Annotated in this window: 17 protein-coding genes; 6 read left to right on the plus strand and 11 right to left on the minus strand. The window is 36.8% G+C overall.

All coding sequences use genetic code 11. The features are described from left to right. Positions 1-4: 4 nt before the first annotated feature. The 3 genes from AC4G3K_RS09545 to AC4G3K_RS09555 all read right to left on the minus strand — a co-directional run bounded on the left by AC4G3K_RS09545 (position 5) and on the right by AC4G3K_RS09555 (position 3590). Positions 5-1231, minus strand: coding sequence for a metallophosphoesterase family protein (locus tag AC4G3K_RS09545; RefSeq protein WP_491133164.1), 1227 nt, complete (start codon positions 1229-1231; stop codon positions 5-7). Between the two features lie 225 nt (positions 1232-1456). Beyond that, the gene (locus AC4G3K_RS09550) at positions 1457-2698 is read right to left on the minus strand and encodes an ABC transporter permease (RefSeq protein WP_491076411.1); all 1242 of its coding nucleotides are present in this window, start codon (positions 2696-2698) and stop codon (positions 1457-1459) included. Next, positions 2691-3590, minus strand: a complete 900-nt coding sequence (locus AC4G3K_RS09555; RefSeq protein WP_491133165.1) for an ABC transporter ATP-binding protein — start codon at positions 3588-3590, stop codon at positions 2691-2693. Before AC4G3K_RS09555 ends, AC4G3K_RS09550 begins: the two co-directional genes overlap by 8 nt. Before the next feature lie 148 nt (positions 3591-3738). Here AC4G3K_RS09555 and AC4G3K_RS09560 point away from each other — a divergent pair, with 148 nt between their 5' ends. After that, positions 3739-3924: a YhzD family protein gene (locus AC4G3K_RS09560; RefSeq protein WP_491076409.1), complete on the plus strand. Its 186-nt coding sequence runs from the start codon at positions 3739-3741 to the stop codon at positions 3922-3924. 52 nt (positions 3925-3976) lie between these two features. Here AC4G3K_RS09560 and AC4G3K_RS09565 read toward each other — a convergent pair whose 3' ends face one another. The 5 genes from AC4G3K_RS09565 to AC4G3K_RS09585 all read right to left on the minus strand — a co-directional run bounded on the left by AC4G3K_RS09565 (position 3977) and on the right by AC4G3K_RS09585 (position 9237). Further along, positions 3977-4768 (minus strand): enoyl-CoA hydratase, encoded by a 792-nt coding sequence (locus tag AC4G3K_RS09565; RefSeq protein WP_491133166.1) that lies wholly within the window; start codon positions 4766-4768, stop codon positions 3977-3979. A 151-nt stretch (positions 4769-4919) separates the two neighbouring features. Next, the gene (locus AC4G3K_RS09570; protein WP_491133167.1) at positions 4920-6422 is read right to left on the minus strand and encodes a coproporphyrinogen III oxidase; all 1503 of its coding nucleotides are present in this window, start codon (positions 6420-6422) and stop codon (positions 4920-4922) included. A 200-nt stretch (positions 6423-6622) separates the two neighbouring features. Further along, positions 6623-7492: an HAD hydrolase family protein gene (locus tag AC4G3K_RS09575; protein ID WP_491076406.1), complete on the minus strand. Its 870-nt coding sequence runs from the start codon at positions 7490-7492 to the stop codon at positions 6623-6625. 164 nt (positions 7493-7656) lie between these two features. Further along, a complete protein-coding gene (locus AC4G3K_RS09580; protein ID WP_491076405.1) occupies positions 7657-8007 on the minus strand; it encodes a YlbF/YmcA family competence regulator in 351 nt (116 codons plus the stop codon). A 93-nt stretch (positions 8008-8100) separates the two neighbouring features. After that, the gene (locus tag AC4G3K_RS09585) at positions 8101-9237 is read right to left on the minus strand and encodes a DUF445 domain-containing protein (RefSeq protein WP_491076404.1); all 1137 of its coding nucleotides are present in this window, start codon (positions 9235-9237) and stop codon (positions 8101-8103) included. Positions 9238-9433: 196 nt separating this feature from the next. On the opposite strand from AC4G3K_RS09585, the gene AC4G3K_RS09590 reads away from it, so the two are divergent. The 3 genes from AC4G3K_RS09590 (at position 9434) to AC4G3K_RS09600 (ending at position 11817) form a co-directional block, all read left to right on the plus strand. After that, on the plus strand, positions 9434-9649 hold the full coding sequence (locus AC4G3K_RS09590) for a YheE family protein (protein WP_491076403.1): 216 nt from the start codon (positions 9434-9436) through the stop codon (positions 9647-9649). 30 nt (positions 9650-9679) lie between these two features. Next, entirely contained in the window at positions 9680-10585 is a 906-nt protein-coding gene (locus tag AC4G3K_RS09595) for a PucR family transcriptional regulator (protein ID WP_491133168.1), read from the plus strand. A 131-nt stretch (positions 10586-10716) separates the two neighbouring features. Continuing rightward, on the plus strand, positions 10717-11817 hold the full coding sequence (locus AC4G3K_RS09600; protein ID WP_491076401.1) for an ABC transporter ATP-binding protein: 1101 nt from the start codon (positions 10717-10719) through the stop codon (positions 11815-11817). 103 nt (positions 11818-11920) lie between these two features. Here AC4G3K_RS09600 and AC4G3K_RS09605 read toward each other — a convergent pair whose 3' ends face one another. Beyond that, a complete protein-coding gene (locus tag AC4G3K_RS09605) occupies positions 11921-12169 on the minus strand; it encodes a hypothetical protein (protein ID WP_491133169.1) in 249 nt (82 codons plus the stop codon). A gap of 301 nt (positions 12170-12470) precedes the next feature. On the opposite strand from AC4G3K_RS09605, the gene AC4G3K_RS09610 reads away from it, so the two are divergent. Next, positions 12471-12689, plus strand: a complete 219-nt coding sequence (locus tag AC4G3K_RS09610; RefSeq protein WP_491076399.1) for an alpha/beta-type small acid-soluble spore protein — start codon at positions 12471-12473, stop codon at positions 12687-12689. Between the two features lie 69 nt (positions 12690-12758). Here AC4G3K_RS09610 and fumC read toward each other — a convergent pair whose 3' ends face one another. Further along, positions 12759-14147 carry a class II fumarate hydratase gene (gene fumC / locus AC4G3K_RS09615; RefSeq protein ID WP_491076398.1) on the minus strand — a complete coding sequence of 463 codons (1389 nt, stop codon included), beginning with the start codon at positions 14145-14147 and terminating at the stop codon, positions 12759-12761. Positions 14148-14532: 385 nt separating this feature from the next. On the opposite strand from fumC, the gene AC4G3K_RS09620 reads away from it, so the two are divergent. Then, positions 14533-14829: an HPr family phosphocarrier protein gene (locus AC4G3K_RS09620; RefSeq protein ID WP_491076397.1), complete on the plus strand. Its 297-nt coding sequence runs from the start codon at positions 14533-14535 to the stop codon at positions 14827-14829. Between the two features lie 117 nt (positions 14830-14946). On the opposite strand, the gene AC4G3K_RS09625 is transcribed toward AC4G3K_RS09620, so the two are convergent. Continuing rightward, a complete protein-coding gene (locus AC4G3K_RS09625) occupies positions 14947-16956 on the minus strand; it encodes a transglycosylase domain-containing protein (RefSeq protein ID WP_491133170.1) in 2010 nt (669 codons plus the stop codon). Positions 16957-16960: the final 4 nt, after the last annotated feature.

The raw sequence follows: 16960 nt of genomic DNA on the forward strand, positions 1-16960 counted from the left end.
CATTTCAACGATTTAAACGCTTCACTAATTCTAACGTTGCCTCGTCCAAAATTTGCTGCCACTCGCTTTCTTCCCAAGATTCCAGGTACTTTCTAGCCGTAGAATGCGTAAAGAGAGCTTCTCCGTATTTCATATATTGTTCAGAATTCATATTGGCAGTATTCCTCAAAAGTTCATCCATAAACGTTTCAGATACCTCATCATTTCCACTTGTATAATGGGGTGGAATCAATGTACAGGAGTGAATCCATACAGACGGCTCATTCATATCCTCTTCACCCTGAATTCCTTCAAGTAGGCTGTCCATATCGAAGTAAAGCCATTCCTGGCTAGGATCGGCCGAGGATGCATCAATCATTATATTCAAGAGAATATACTTATCTGGCTTAAAAGCATCAGCTTTTGCCCTTTCCAGACCAGCTATGAGTTCATTTATAGACGAAATATGATTGGCAAGAATAATTTCCGTCTTCCATTCCAATGTAGAAACTGGTACAAATTCTAAAATAGTGGCTGATCCAGACATGGTAACCATATAGAATCCTTTTTCACCTGTCTCTTTTTTGTTCCTGCCCTGAAGACATCCTGGATATATGGCCGGAGGGTCATGAAGGATTTCCATTCGTTTATGAATATGGCCAAGGGCCCAATAATCAAATTGTTTACTGAGCAGCTCACTTCTCGAGAAAGGAGCATAGTTTCCGTGGACACTCTCACCATCTAAATTCCCATGTAAAATCCCAATATGGTAATCACTATTTCCGGTTGGTTTATATTCCTGAATGATCCGATCATGGATATGACGTTTATCATAGCTGAATCCATACAGGTTCACGCTGGTTCCATCATCCTCTTTGATAAATTGTTTAACTTCTACTTCACGTCCATAAACATAAACATTTGGGGGTAAACTAATATCAAAATAATTTCCATTTATATAATCATGATTTCCATGAATTAAGTATACAGGGATAGAATGGTGATTCAATCGCTCCATTTCCGACTTGAATTTTAATTGGGCCTTCAAGTTTCGCTCTTCATGATCATAAATATCTCCGGCAAAAATAACAAAATCGATTCTTTCCTGAATGGCCTTGTCTACAAGTTTTGTTAGGGCAACATATCCACTGTTTTTTATTTGATCATAAATGGCACTATGCATATGTTGAAATCCCGAAAAGACGCTGCCTAAATGAAGATCTGCTGCGTGTATAAATTTTACGCCTCGCATTGTACCACACTCCTTCCATGCCATTTTACTACAAACAATTGCTCAATTTACCGTCCTAATCAAAAAAACACAAATCTAATTATCTCATATGTTGACTAAAATTATTTAGGTCATGCCTTTTTATAATCAGCGTGGGATTACAGAGTCTCTGTAAACCAGGTAAGGTGAGTTAATCACGAAAAAGCATAAAAAACTCACTCCCTATACAAGGAAGTGAGCAAATTTTTATTTATTGCTGTTTGTCAAATCGAGTGCCTTTTTAATATTTTTATACGAACTGGAATTTCCATACAACAGTACTCCACCTTTATATACTTTGGCTCCGATATAGGCTAATAACCCAATCGTCACAATCAGAATGGCAATACTTATTGCAATTTCAACATTAGATATTTCAAGCATTCCTACACGCATAAACATAAGCATAGGCGAAAAGAACGGTATATAAGAAGTAACCGTTATAAATTTTGCTTCCGGATTAGTAAGCCCTATCATGGCAAGCATGAATCCGAGGACAACAAGCATAGTCATTGGCATAATCATTTGTTGCAAATCCTCAATCTTACTTACTAAAGATCCAAGACACGCTGCCATCGTTGCATATAATAAATACCCTAAGAAGGTAAATAAAACCGCATAAATAATCGTTTTTGACCTCATATTATCAAAGCCAAACGCTTCGAAAATTTCGCCCATCCCACTGCTGGTATTTTTAAACGACATATAGCCGACCAACACAAATATCGCGAGCTGAGTTAATGTCAAAAGAGCAATCCCCGTAATTTTCGCAAACATTTGCTGAATGGGTGACACACTCGATATTAGGATTTCCATCACTCGGGAGGATTTTTCAATGGCCACTTCATTGGCAATCATACTGGCATAAACGACTACAGAGAAATAAATCACAAATATCATCACATAGACAAGACCACGAGCCTGATCAAGCTCTTCTTCTGATTTCGCCTGATCATTTAATGGGACGATTTCAAACGAAACAGGCTTGTATATCGCTGCGAGCTGTTCATCCGTAATATTAACCTTCTTCGTTAACACACTTGTTTGGATCTGCTGCAAAGCAGTTTGGATTTCTGAACTTTCATTCGAATTGGCGATCGATTGGGCCTTAAAGATACCTGTCGGAACATCATCCTGTTCCCTCAGCACCAAATACCCTTCCAGATTCCCTTCTTCTTCATCTTTCTTTGCGTCAGCTTCGGTTTTATAGGCTTTAAGTCTTAATTCACTTCCACTGCTGCTCAGTTGTTTTTCCAATGCAGAATAAAAACCGCCTGATTCTTCCACAACCCCAATTGTCGTATCATCTTTGTCAAACAAACCTACAATCCGATCCAGATTCATAAAGGCTAGAACCATTAATAAAATAATACCTGTTGATACGATAAATGACTTACTTTTTACCTTCGATATATACGTTTGAAATGTCATAATCCAAAATTTATTCATATTGAGCACCAACCTTTTCAATGAAAATATCCTTCAAGGATGGTTCTTCCAATTCGAACTTCCGTATAAAGCCGCGTTTCACTGTGTCCTGTAAAATCAACTCAGCATCCTTCTCATTGGTAATTTGCAAATGGATCCCTTCTGTTACTTCTGTTGCTTTTGTGACCCCAGGATAATCATTCAGGAAATCCAGAGCAAAATCAGCATGAATGACAACATTCTTTTTACCAAAGGAACGCTTTATATCCTTTAGTGATCCTTTAACAATTGCCTGCCCATTTTGAAGTATGCAGAGCTGTTCACATAATTCTTCTACATGTTCCATCCGGTGGCTGGAAAAAACGATTGTTGTTCCATTTTTTCTTAGATCATGCACAGCTGTCTTTAATACTTCTACATTTAAAGGATCCAAACCGCTAAATGGTTCATCTAAAATTAATAACTCAGGTTTATGTATAACTGAAGCAATAAATTGTATTTTTTGTTGATTCCCTTTAGAAAGATCGCCAACCTTTTTATCGTAATACTGCGGAACATTAAAGCGATCCAGCCAATCTTTCGCTTCCTTTATAGCATCGGATCTGTTCATCCCTCGTAAACGAGCCAAATAAATTAATTGATCACCTGTTTTAATTTTCGGGTACAATCCTCGTTCTTCAGGAAGATACCCGACCCTTGAGCTTGTAGAATAATCAATTTTCTTTCCCTTCCAACTGACGCTCCCTTCTGTTGGATCCAACAAACCGAGAATCATCCGAAAAGTTGTTGTTTTACCGGCTCCATTTGCTCCAAGCATCCCAAATATCGTACCCTCTGGCACATCAAGTGACAGATTATTCACTGCTGTAAATTCACCGAATCGCTTTATCACATTATTTACTAGTAAAGTCAAATAAAGTTCCCCCCATTATCAATTCCTATATTTATTTTATTATACTTCGTCTAATAATTGAAAGGTAATTCTAAACTTTACAAATTTTAACTTTCTATGCGAAAATAATATCATCTGATAGATCAGTGTAAATTTAGGAGGAATAGAGATGAAAACCTATAAATTAACCGTATTTGAGACAGATGGTGAAAAAGTATTGGATGAATCGTTTCAGGCAGAGAATGATGATATGGCCAAAGAAATGGGACAAAAGCTGCTGGCTGAAAAAGGATACGAAGAAAAGACACATCGATGCACCTCACCGTTAGGCAAGCTTATATTATTTCACAGATAAAAATAAGGTCTGTATAATTCCATTCTACTCGGAATTCCACAGACCTTATTGCTTATTTTCCTTTAAACCTCGGTTTTCTTTTCTCTACAAACGCCTGAATACCTTCAGCATGATCTTCCGTTTGTCTCATCACAAATTGTGAATGTTTTTCTAATTCGAGTATCTTTAACAATTTTGGACGGTTTGTTTCAGCAAGAATTTTTTTTGTACGAATCATAGACTGAATTGGTTTTGCCTTCCATTCTTCTACTTTTCTTCGAACCTCTTCTTCAAGGCTATCCCTCGCTACCAGATCAACCAAACCAATTTCTGATGCCTGATCAGCATTCATTACATTACCTTCCCAGATTACTTCCTGGGCTCTTAATTCCCCAAGCCTACGTTCCAGGAAAAAATGTCCTCCGCCATCAGGAATTAAGCCAATCCCAATGAAATTCATGGCTAATTTACTCTCCCGCTCCGCAATAACGCAGTCAGTAGCCAGGGCAAGGCTGAATCCGAGTCCCGCCGCTGCCCCATGAACGGCTGCAATTGTTAATTTAGGCATCGTGTACATAGCCATGGCTAGTTCATTAATACAATCCATTATTCCGTAAAAATCTTTTTCATTGCCCAGGTTAAACATGGATTTAATATCACCGCCTGAGCAAAATCCGTTTCCATTCCCTTTAAGAATAATGATTGTAATTTCTTCATCAAGACTTAAAGCTTTCAATTCTTTGTTTAATTCCACGAGCATCTCTTTATTAAGAGCATTTAATACTTCAGGACGGTTTAATGACACTGTAGCGACAGTCCCTTCCTTTTGCACAACTACGCTCTTGATAACAGAGGCAGGTTTCACTGGCAAAATCCCCTTTCAAATTTGATATATTTTTATTATAAATGTTTTTGTAAGCGTTTTAATACTAAAAAATGTAATAAATTAGAGTTTTTTGTATATTAAACAAATAAACAACCGAGTTCTCGCCAAATCGGAAAACTCGGTTGTTTATTTATCGCGTTAATAAAGCTTTTAAATACTCTATTTTTTTATTTGTATAATGTTCATATCCTTCATTATAGGATTTAGGATCTTTTGGATTGGCAAAATGAGTAATTTTCCCGGAGTCAGGGTCTATAAATTTGCTGGCCGCTCCACATCCAAGTCCTAAAATTGTCTGCTGTTCCTCCATAATCAGTATATTATATAGACTCTCCATGCCAGGTAAAGCATACCCGACATTCTCAAGGTTACCTAAAATATTCTTTTGTCTATATAAATAGTATGGATGATAACCATGGGCTTGGGTCCATTTTTCAGCTTCATTCATCATTTGTTCCACTTCTGTACGATCTGCAACCTTATAGCGCATTTTATTTCTCGTCATCTCAGAAGCCCGCTTAAAGGATAAGGTATGCACAGTTAATGATTCCGGCATCAGTTTCTCCGTTTCATCCAGACTGTTCTTCAGTTCATGGACACCTTCACCCGGAAGTCCGATAATTAAATCCATATTCACATTATTCATACCGGCATCTTTTGCCATCTTATATTTTTGGATTGTTTCCTCTACTGTATGATGTCGCCCAATTGCCTTCAATGTTTCTTGTGTATAGGTCTGTGGATTAATGCTGATCCGGTCAATATTCCATTTCTTAAGAACCTGTAACTTTTCCGGTGTAATGGTATCCGGCCGGCCTGCTTCCACCGTGATTTCCCGCACTTTTGATACATCAGGGAATGATTCATATAACTCTTCATATAGCATGTCCATCTCTTCAGCTGAAATACTTGTCGGTGTCCCACCGCCAAAGTAGATGGTTGTAATTTTTACTTTATTGTCCTTCAGCCATTTACCGATTTCTCTCATTTCATAATGAAGTCCTCCGAGGAATGAGGTCACATTTCCCTGACGTCCATTAATGGCATAGGCAGGGAACGTACAATATGCACATTTAGTAGGGCAGAAGGGAATCCCAATATAAATGCTCACTTCCCTCTTCAAATCATATAAATCAGGAATGACTTCTAATTGGCGGGCAGCTATTTCTTCCAATAAATCCAATTTTTCACCTGAGATAGAATAAGAATCACTCAACTGCCTTTTTGCAACCGATGCATCTATATTATCTTTTACATATTGATGCCATAATTTAGTCGGACGAATACCGGTTAATAATCCCCATTTCTGAATTACTCCTGTATATTGCTCAAGAACCTTTAAAAAAACATATGAAAACGAATGCTTTCTTTGTTTAAAAATTGCCTTTTCATCCGCTGAGTCCGTGACATTCCTATTAAATGTGGATTCGTATACATTATTGTGAAGAGAATCCTTTAATATTGCATCCGTATATAATGTATGATCGATTATTTCTTGGTTTAAAGTAATCGTTAAATCTGAAGGTGTTTCATCATTCGTAAGCAGTGTTGCTTCTTCAAAAAATAAGTCTGCAATCAAAGACAGAGGTCGATACAGCCTTTCATCTTCAATGCCATTTATTAAAATACGCATGCCTATCCCCTTTTCAAAAATTCAATCCATCTCAGTTTACTGAACATGTTGTAAGTGGTCAATCCTGAATAAATCTTCTTCCTTATCATAACTATTTAGGTTAACTGATATTCAGTTTTGGATGGTTCTTCAAAAGCAAAAAGGATAGCCGGTGCAGCTATCCCTATCCGTTTGGTATATTATCCATTATAAACCATACATTAATCAATCTTGATATTCATCTTTTTTAAGAAACCAATGGGATGCTGTCTTCTAAATACCTCTTTAATCAGGTAGGCCACGCCCAGTTCATCATTGCTACGGGTGATCCATTTCGCTGAACGCTTAACATCGACATCAGCATTTGCTACAGCTACTCCTAGTCCAGCTCTTCGTACCAGTTCAGATTCATCCAAATCACAGCCAATTAAAACTACTTCACTTGCTGATATGCCTCTGCTTTTTAACAAGTAGTTGAATGCTTTCTCTTTCGTAGCCTGTACCGGCAAAATTACTAGCTTATTCGACTGATCCTCCTGTATCGTTACGTTATCAAACATTGCTTCAATACCGGCTTTCGCATCTGCTCTATCCTGTTTTGTATCCAAATAGATATCAACTTGCAGCGGAGACAATGGATGACTGTGTAAATACTCTTCCAGAGAGTCTACAAATTGTTGTGCATATATAGCGGTTTCTCCCGGAGTCCATTTGATTCTTGTAAAGAGTGGTGTGGGCATATCTACTCGATTTCCAATTGTTAAATCCTCATGTATCAAACGAATATGTCCGCCTAATTTTTCCAAAAAGCGCACAATATCAAGGGTTGTATTTTCCGATATTCGTTTAACAAAAATAGGATTTTTGAGATTTTCCAGAATGAATCCACCCTGATGTGAAATGATATGCGGATTACACTTGAGAGCTTTTCCTGTTCGTTGTGCATAGTCATAATTACTCGAGCTTAATAAGGCCACTTCTACTCCCTTTTTAGCTACATATTCTATCGATTCTCTTGTAAGAGTATGGAGTTTTCCATTTGAAGATAATAGTGCACCATCCATGTTAATCATTAACATTTTGTATACCATGATGTTCAATCCACCTTTCATGATGCCCATATACATTCTGTATGCGGTTTTTGGCAGATTTATAACTTTTTTATAAAGAAAAAAGAACCGCTTTAGCTTATGAACTTAGTCCCTCACTAGTTTGCAGTGGAGAATGTTCATGCGCTAAACGGTTCTTTATATGTTTAGGATTGTGTTCCGTACAAATCTTCCAATGGTTTTGTGATAATACGATTTAAATCTGTAAGAATCACACTCATTTTTTGTTCTGCTTCCATTAATTTAGAGATAGCTTCATGCTGTTGCACAAGCGCTACTGTTTTTTGAGCCTGCATTACCTCTTCTTCTGTAATTTCCTGACCCATCATTTGTTTTTGCTGAAGATTCATTTGTATGTCTCTGAAATTATTAAACATCGTTCTTGCTTCTTCATCAGACATTATAGCATTGTACATATTCTTTAATTCTGTATACTCCGCACTTTCACGTATGCCTTTTTCTACTGAATAAGCTAAATCATATAAGTTAACTGCCATGATATACCTCCTGTTTTCTTTTACATTGAAGTCTTCCTTACTATACCATTATCAAAAACATTATACATCCATTGTATGTTCTGCAGAACGATTTTAATTCATGATAATCATAAAGATTCCTTGGAAAACCCCAATCAATCCGCCCAATAAAGCTCCTAAATACGTAATCATTTTCAATTCGCTTTTTGTGATAGACAGCACCATTTCTTCCAGACGTTCCACTGGAAACGAAGCAACCTGATCACGGACAATTTCCTGTAATTTCAATTTTTCCATGATAATTGGTACTTTCTTAACCAGAAGAGTCGCAAGTGCATCAATTAAATTTGGCAGCAATCTCCCTTTAACAGTCTCATTCCATTCACCAGTTAATTGAAGGAGTGTCAGATTAGATAAATCAATCTTTTTATAACCAGTTGAGATTCCTTTATGAAGCAAGCTTTTCATTTCATCCAATGTATAAAATTGTTCTACTTCTGAAATTTGCTTTTGTTTTATTTTATGCCACTCATTAAGCAGGATTTGCGTTAGCGTATCCTTAGTGCCTGGATTTGAGAGGAATTTAATAATCTCTGGCTGAAGTTTTTCTCCCATATTCACATTACCTAACAGCATCTGTATAATTCCGCCGAGTTTTCCACGTTCTTTCATGAAGTCATCAGCCATTTTTTGAAGCCTTTCCTTACCTTGATTACTTGCAAAAAAAGCAATCGCTTTATCCAATATATATTTGGAGGTATCCGGTATTTTATGTTCTATTTTTCCCTCTACACTTACTGGAATAAAGGTAGCTAAAGATTTATGCTGATTTTGGCTGTACCAATCTTCTAACCAATCAAATGACTGAACTTCCAGTCTTTTTATGATTGTATCCGGAATATCAGCCATCCCTACTTTTTCAAGCGCCTCCTCTATAGAGATATCAGAAAAAATGGTCTTATCCAGCATATTTTCACCAATTCTCTTAGCCTCTACTTTGACGGCTCCAGTAAGCAATTTATTTTTAATACTCTCAGGAGTGATTAAGTGTTCAACAACCATTTTCCCCATTTGATCTGCCAATTCATCCCGTCTTTTCGGTATTAATCCGGGGGTAAATGGCAAACGTTTTCCAAAAATATAAATAGCCTCATATGGGTGGAATAGCATTTTAATAGCCAAGGCATTAGTAATCCCGCCAATAAGGGCACCCACTACTACCACAGTGACGATTGTTATAACGATATTCATACAGTAGCTCCTTTTTAACTTCCTTTGTGTAATGATTAGTTTAGACTTCTTACTTGTTAAAATGCAACCTTCAAAACCTGGTTTCAACTTATATTATATCGTTCTTTTATTCATAAGGTATTAATAAATATGAATCGTGTATTTAAAACGGTATAATAATTATTATTTCTATCAATTTAGAATTTGAGGTGTATCTATGATTAGTCATTTTGATTGGAAATCATTATATGAAACAGAAAAAATACCTGGTTGGAAGTTTTCCTTTTACTATGAAAAAAAAAGGTGTAAAGGAATTTACCATAAAGACGGTTCCATTACCTGGGTTAACACCATCATCGAGGACGAAACGAAGAGAGAATTAGAATCCCGAGTACACGAATTAATGCTTTATCATATATATGATAATCAATAGACTATGATATAGGATATATGGAGGATTATTATGAACACTGACTTACTTAAACTCTTTCCCGACGCAATCCGTGTTCCAAATCCACTGGAGGATCCGTCTTATTATTGGTATATAGAAAATCCGAATGAATATATTGGTATTCCCAAAAGGTCTGTAACGTCTGATCAAATAGCCATATTAAATGCTTTTATGAAGCCTTTTTATCTTCATACTGAACAGTTGAATAAATCAGCCCAGCAAGTTCAGTGGCATAGCCTTTTATATCAGCAAGACTCTGAACCATTACATAAAATAGATGATAGCTCTTACCGATTTATCCATTATCATCTGCCAAACAGTGATATCAATATTGCAGACTTTTCCGACGCTATAAATGGTTTCTTTCATGCCCCCGTTATATGTTGGAAAGACCCCTATAGCGGCGTCATCATCGAAAATACCAAATCAGTCATGCTTACAAATCAAGATTTCAACGCTATCATTCATACTCTTGAGAGTGATTTATATGCATATATCCGCTTATTTATCGGAAATAATTATCCTCTTACCGAGGACATAATGACAAATTTCGATTCCGAAGATACATGTTTTAAAACAATATGTCTCTATAATACAAAAGACAAAGTCATCACGTTTTCTTCCGCATTTCTAAACCTTTTATTAATAGGTAAAAATCAAGCTTTATGTATTACGCTTGCTAAAAATTTGCTCGGCACGTTAGAAAACGAAAAAGATTTGCTCCGTACTATTAAAATTTATATTGAGGCCAACGCTAATGCGACCGTTGCCGCCAAACAGCTATTTCTCCATCGAAACAGTCTGAATTATCGGCTTGCTAAATTTTATGAAATCACTAATCTGGATGTCCGCAAATTTGAAGATAGCTTATGTGCCTATCTGGCCATCCGCTTACTGGAGCAAACAAATTATCATTAAGTGCAACCCGCCCATGTCCTAATCGATTTATTTGTGCAACATGAACATATATTTTTAACTATTAGACTAGTAAAATAAATTGTGAAAAGGGTTTCATTATTAAATGGTTTTTTAAGGAGGACATTATAAAGATGGCTGAGCTAAAATTAGAACATATTTATAAAGTTTATGACAATAAAGTAACTGCAGTTACCGATTTCAATTTACACATACAGGACAAAGAGTTTATCGTGTTCGTAGGCCCTTCTGGATGTGGTAAATCCACGACCTTACGTATGATCGCCGGATTAGAGGAAATATCTAAAGGTGATTTTTATATTGATGATAAACGAGTAAATGATGTACCGCCAAAAGACCGTGATATTGCAATGGTTTTCCAGAACTATGCCCTGTATCCACATATGAGTGTGTATGATAATATGGCTTTTGGATTAAAGCTACGTAAATTTGATAAAGCTGAAATCGATCGCCGTGTGAAGGATGCTGCGCGTATTCTTGGACTTGAAGAATATTTAAATCGTAAACCAAAAGCCCTATCCGGTGGTCAACGTCAACGTGTTGCATTGGGCCGTGCCATTGTTCGTGATGCTAAAGTATTCCTTATGGATGAACCTTTGTCAAATCTTGATGCTAAATTGCGTGTACAAATGCGCGCCGAGATTGCTAAGCTCCACCAAAGATTGAATACTACTACCATTTATGTGACGCATGACCAAACTGAAGCAATGACGATGGCTACTCGCCTTGTTGTTATGAAAGATGGCTTAATTCATCAAGTTGGTGCACCTAAAGATGTTTACGAAAAACCCGAGAACATCTTTGTAGGTGGATTTATCGGATCTCCTGCTATGAACTTTCTTTCTGGTTCTTTAGAAGATGGCTATTTTGTAACTGGCAGTACACGCATTGCTGTTCCTGAAGGTAAATTAAGCTATCTTCGTCAAAAAGGCTATATAGGCAAAGAAGTAGTACTTGGTATTCGTCCAGAGGATATTAATGATGAACCTATATTCATAGATGCTTCTCCAGGTTCAACAGTTACCTGCCAAATTGAAGTAGCAGAACTCATGGGTGCTGAAACAATGCTCTATACACAAATTGAAGGCCAATCCATCGTAGCACGCATTGATTCCCGTACTGATATCAAACCAATGGATACCTTGAAATTAGGACTTGATATGAACAAAGCTCACTTCTTTGATAAAGACACTGAGGTTAGAATTCGCCCTTAATATTTGAGTTAAATGAAGCCAATTTCCTTTATGGATTTGGCTTTTTTGTTTCTTTTCAGATACGGTACTGCCCTTTCCTTTTTACCAGACCTCTAAAAAGACCCTAAATATCCATTTCATGAATCGATATTACTTTATCTTTTCCACATTGGCTGCAAGACAAAAGATGTCTGCATATAGACTGGTTCACCGATTGAGGGTCACCATCTATTTCCTTCTGTATATACGTTTCCAGATATGCACTGTAATCATCGTAGTAATCCATAACCTTTCCAAAATCATCCATATTATTATGACATGCTATACATGGATATACGATGGAGGTTAGACCATTGCATAAAGGACATTCCATACAACCCGCCCCTAACTTCGTCTTTCCATTAGCGTTTCACTTAATCAGATTTTTTATGTTTATCTAGGTCAATTAATATTTACCTGTTTACACAATGTCAGTCCCCCAATTTTTTCTAATTATATCTGTGTATAAATTAAAATGAACCTTTCCATACTAGCTACTAGAAAGACGAAAACTTATAACCTTGGGTCAAGCCGTTAAAGGGCTTTGGGGATTCCACACGATAATCTCCTACTAGTCGGTTCAAATCCGACTGACCCAACCAAACTAAAATTAATTTTTATGGAGGAGCTTATACATGAATCAAAATAGATCAAACAGCAATTCATCTAATGAATTGGTTGCTCCAGGAGCAGCAGAAGCAATCAATCAAATGAAATACGAAATTTCTAACGAATTCGGGGTACAACTGGGTGCTGATACAACAGCGCGTGCGAACGGATCTGTTGGAGGAGAAATTACCAAAAGACTGGTTCGTATGGGCGAACAACAAATCAGCGGTAAATCTCAATCTTAATTAAAACTTCATAATTTAATGGACAAAACCCCCTTCCGTATATTCCGGAAGGGGGTTACTTTTCGTTATTTAAGATTTCTGTTTGACCATATCTTTCGGATTCACCCATTGATCAAATTCATCCGATGTTAAATAACCTGATTTTAAGGCTGCTTCTTTTAATGTACTATTATCTTTAAAAGCAAGCTTGGCAATTTCAGCTGCTTTCTCATATCCAATATGCGGATTCAATGCTGTTACGAGCATAAGTGAGGATTCTACATTCTTTTGAATACTTTTTATATTCGCCTCAAGTCCTACCAAGCAATTAACCCTGAAAGATTTAAGAGCATCTGACAATAATCTGGCTGATTGCAGGAAGTTATACGCAATGACAGGTTTGAACACATTCAATTCAAAATTACCCTGGCTGGCTGCAAATCCAATAGCTGCATCATTTCCAAATACTTGTACTGCAACCATTGTTAAAGCTTCACTTTGTGTCGGGTTTACCTTACCAGGCATAATAGAGCTTCCAGGTTCATTGGCCGGGATCGTAAGCTCTCCAATTCCACTGCGAGGGCCGCTTGCCAACCAGCGAATATCATTGGCAACCTTCATGGCATCCATAGCCAGTGCTTTTAATGCCCCGTGTGCATAAACGATTTCATCATGGCTGGTTAGTGCATGAAATTTATTTGGTGAAGAACTGAAGCTATAGCCAGTCTGTTCAGAAAGATAACCCGCTGTTTTATCGCCAAATTCCATATGTGCATTAATACCCGTTCCAACAGCTGTACCACCGATCGCCAGGCTCAGTAATTTCTCTGAGCTTTCTCTAATCATCTGTTCAGAACGTTCAAAGCTATATCTCCAACCGCTTATTTCCTGGCCAAGTGTTAATGGAGTAGCATCCTGCAAATGGGTACGTCCAATCTTAACAATGTCCATGAATTCCTGTTCTTTTTCTTGAAGCACTTTTATAAAAGCAGTTATTTCAGGTAGTACATTTTTATGAATTGCCTCATAGGCAGCAATATGCAGGGCAGTAGGATATGTATCATTAGAACTTTGCGACATATTTACATCATCATTTGGATGCAAGGTTGCTTCAGACCCATTTTCTTTCAACCATTCATTCCCTTTACGTGCCACCACTTCATTAATATTCATATTACTTTGAGTACCGGACCCAGTTTGCCATACTTTAAGAGGAAAATGATTATCTAAATTTCCTTCAATAATCTCATCACAAACATATGATATGGCATTCTTTTTTTCTTCAGCTAAATTACCTAATTCATAATTGGAATATGCCGCCGCTTTTTTCAGTTCTGCAAAGGCATATACAATCTCAATCGGCATTAATTCTTGTCCAATCTTAAAGTTATTACGGCTGCGTTCTGTTTGAGCTCCCCAATAACGATCAGCTGGAACACGTACTTCTCCCATTGTATCTTTTTCAATCCGATATTCCACCTTCATCATCCCCTATTTAAAATTATCTCACTATTAAGAACATACTCTCTATTATGGCAAACGGTCAAATGATAGCGCTTAAATTTTATTCTTAAAAGACTCCTGTATTCCAAAGCGCATGTCTAATAAAAAAACCAAAGTCATGACAATAGCTATACCAAGCGTGACAAACCCATCTATTATGTATACAATTATCAAGTTAAAACAGATAATTAACCTCTTATCTACATAAATAGAAAATAAAAATATCTCATGTTGAAAACTATACCGAGATTATTCCAGTTCACCATAATATCCCCACACTATCTATTTTTTGTTTAACTGATATAGCATCGGGTAAATAGTATATATATCCTTCATAAACACAGATGAAAAGGTGAGATAAATGGAAAAATATGAAATGGGTTCTACTGAACTTTCTATTGACAAACAAATTACACTACCACAATTAATGTGTATTGCACAATATGCCAAAAACTATGATGGATCAATAAATCTGGAGAAAAATGGCCAGGAAATTGATGTTAGAAATATTTCTTCATTAACAGCATTTTTCTTAACATTAGGTCAAGATGCTCATATCAAGGTTCTTGTTAAAGGGGAAAATGCACAAGCTGCAATCGATCATATCGAAAATATCTGTCTGGAAGAGAGTACTGAGTTAACTCCATCAATGTCTTAATCCAAAATACAGAAAAGCACATTTGAAACCGTAACATTTACGATTTCAAATGTGCTTTTTTCATTTTCACTTAACTGATAATCCGGATCCATATTTTATCTGAGGAACATCCCACGCTTAATTCTTCCAGCGATTGAGCCAATCCTCAAAACTCTTATTGATTTTTTCCTTTTGCTCAATCCAATAGTTTTTAAAACGATTCTTTTCTGCTTCCTTCTCCATATCATTAATGGTTGGGACATCAAAAGTTTCACGTTCCATATTTTGCAATGCACCTGTCATAATTTCTTTAAAAACAATATTTGCACCTCTTGTTTTATCTTTTAAAAGATACTGATTAACTGTCGTTCTGTCATATCCCATCCACACTGCACCAACGAGGTTAGGAGAATAGCCGACAAACCATTCATCTTTTACCGCATTTTGCGCTGACACTCCATTTACCTGAGTTGAACCTGTTTTACCGGCTATATCTCTATTCTGTACTTTTGCATTTGTTCCGGTTCCATCTTCATGCTCTACGACACCCTTAAGCATCGCTGTCATATTTTCTGCTACTTCTTTTGTCGTAACCTTTGTTTCTTTTCCTTTAAATTCATCTACTTCTTGTCCATTGGCATCTTCAATCTTTTGGATAAGATGCGATTCCTGACGTATTCCTTCATTTGCAAAAACAGAATAAGCAGAGGCGATTTCTAAAGGAGATACACCTTCATGTAAACCTCCTAAAGCCAGACCAAGATTTCGATCCTCCTTTTTTAACTTAATGCCAAACTTCTCTGCATAATCTATTCCAGTTTGAATACCTATTTCATTTAAAAGCCAAACAGCAGGGATATTTTTAGATTTATAGACAGCCTCAAACATAGGGATCTCCCCCTCATACTGGTCATTATAATTCTTTGGGTTATAATCTCCGGCAAATTTCATTTCCTCATCTATAATTAAATCTGCGGGTTTATATCCCTTTTCAAGAGCAGGCGCATATACCGCAAGCGGCTTCATAACTGAACCTGGCTGGGCCTTTAATTGGGTTGCCCTGTTGTATCCAAGAAAAACATGCTCCCCTCTTCCCCCCACCAGTGCCCTCACGCCCCCTGTCTTGGGATCAAGTAAAACTGCACCGCTCTGCACAAGCTCATTTGTATTTGAACCTTTGGCGAATAAATCATCTTGTTGATAGACCTTTTCGATCGCTCCCTGCATACTTGTATCTAATTCAGTATAGATTTTGTACCCGCCCGTTAATAACTCATCCTGGACAATTCCATATTCTTTACTGGCTTCCGCAATCACTTGGTCTACATAGTATGGATACATGCCTTTTAACGGGTCGCTTAATTCTGTCAATTTAATTTCAGTATTAACTGCTGATTCTCTTTCTTCATCCGTAATAAAACCGCTATTTTTCATTTGCTTGAGCACGACCTTCTGTCTGTTTTTAGCGGCATCATAATTTTTATATGGATCTAAAGAAGAGGGTGCGTGTATTAAACCGGCCAGCAAAGCAGCCTCTGATAAATTAATTTTTTCAACTTCTTTACCAAAATATACTTTGCTGGCATTCTGAATTCCCCAGGCTCCATGACCAAAATAAATTTGATTTAAATACATTTCCATGATTTCATCTTTTGTGTATTCACGTTCAATCTGGCTGGCAATTGCAACTTCTTTCAGCTTTCTTTTTAACGTTTGTTCAGGAGTTAGCAACGTTATTTTTGCCAGTTGCTGCGTAATGGTACTTCCACCCTGTACGACTGAGCCTGCTGTGAAATTTTTGTATGCAGCCCGAATAATTCCTTTATAATCAATCCCAGTGTGTTCATAAAAACGTCGGTCTTCTATCGAAATCACTGCATCAATAACATGTTGCGGAATTTTATCGATTGAAACACCTTCCGTTTTATTTGCTGAAATTTTACTTGCCTCTTCTCCATTCATGTCATAAATAATAGTTGGCTGCATAAGTTCAGTTTTTAAATGAGACAAATCTACTTCCTGATTAAAAAGTATATAAAAAAATACACTTATGATAAGACCTACAAAAGATATTCCAAGCAGAAGAATCTGTAATAGACGAGAATGGTCGAATATACCCAGTGCTTTTTTAAAATACTTTTGACGCATCCTT

It is taken from the genome of Bacillus sp. z26 (genome assembly GCF_058313635.1).